Source organism: Paraburkholderia bengalensis, assembly GCF_037126505.1.
Lineage (GTDB): Bacteria > Pseudomonadota > Gammaproteobacteria > Burkholderiales > Burkholderiaceae > Paraburkholderia > Paraburkholderia bengalensis.
This window is the reverse complement of record NZ_JACFYJ010000280.1, coordinates 1-700: the sequence shown is the minus strand read 5'-3', so window position 1 is coordinate 700 and position 700 is coordinate 1. Positions and strand designations below refer to the sequence as shown.

The 700-nt window shown below is 62.9% G+C and carries 2 pseudogenes; one reads left to right on the top strand and one right to left on the bottom strand.

What is annotated here, in order from left to right:
* Positions 1–207, bottom strand: a pseudogene (locus tag H3V53_RS43235) (DNA-binding protein); the annotation flags it as partial.
* 202 nt (positions 208–409) lie between these two features.
* On the opposite strand from H3V53_RS43235, the pseudogene H3V53_RS43230 reads away from it, so the two are divergent.
* Positions 410–700 (top strand): annotated as a pseudogene (locus H3V53_RS43230) (tyrosine-type recombinase/integrase); the annotation flags it as partial.

The following is a 700-nucleotide window of genomic DNA, read 5'->3' as shown; positions in this document are numbered from 1 at the left end:
GCCCATGCTGCCGCGCCTGACGAGCTGGTACAGGCGGTTCGCAGTCGGCGCCTGGCCGTAGCGGAAGAACAGCAGCGCGCAGACCTCGCGATACAGCTCGCGCGTTTTCGGGAACGCGGCCTTCAGCCGGTCGATGTCGGTCGCGAGACGCGCGTCATCGGACGGAACATGGGACGAATCAGCGGGCAGGTCACCGGGCATGGGCATGGAAGGATTTGCGATGCGTCGATAATACAACGTAAAACGCCCTATATCTAATTAGGCAGCGCTGGTAATTTGGCATTAACCCCATAATGTCGAAAACAATGACATGATGGTGCAACGGGCCGTTGCACCATTTATACAGGGACGGATCATCGCCCCATTGGCTCCCGCAAACCCTCACCTTTCCCGGAAAGGCTCACCTTCCATGTCCACGCCACCCGCGAACGACCTCGTCCTGGTGCACCCCGCCCCGCTCGAACGGCTCGTGATCCCGGCCACGCTCGATGGCCACGCCGGGACCAACCGTGCCACCGGCGGCGTTACGCAGATCGCCGCCCCAAACGATCTGGAGGCGATCCGCGCGTGGCTTGCGCGGTTCGCCGACAAACAGACGACCTTCGACAGCTACCGGAAAGAGGCCGAGCGGCTGCTGCTGTGGTCGCTCGTGCAACTGGGCAAACCGCTCTCGTCGCTCACGCACGAGGACTGCCTGCGC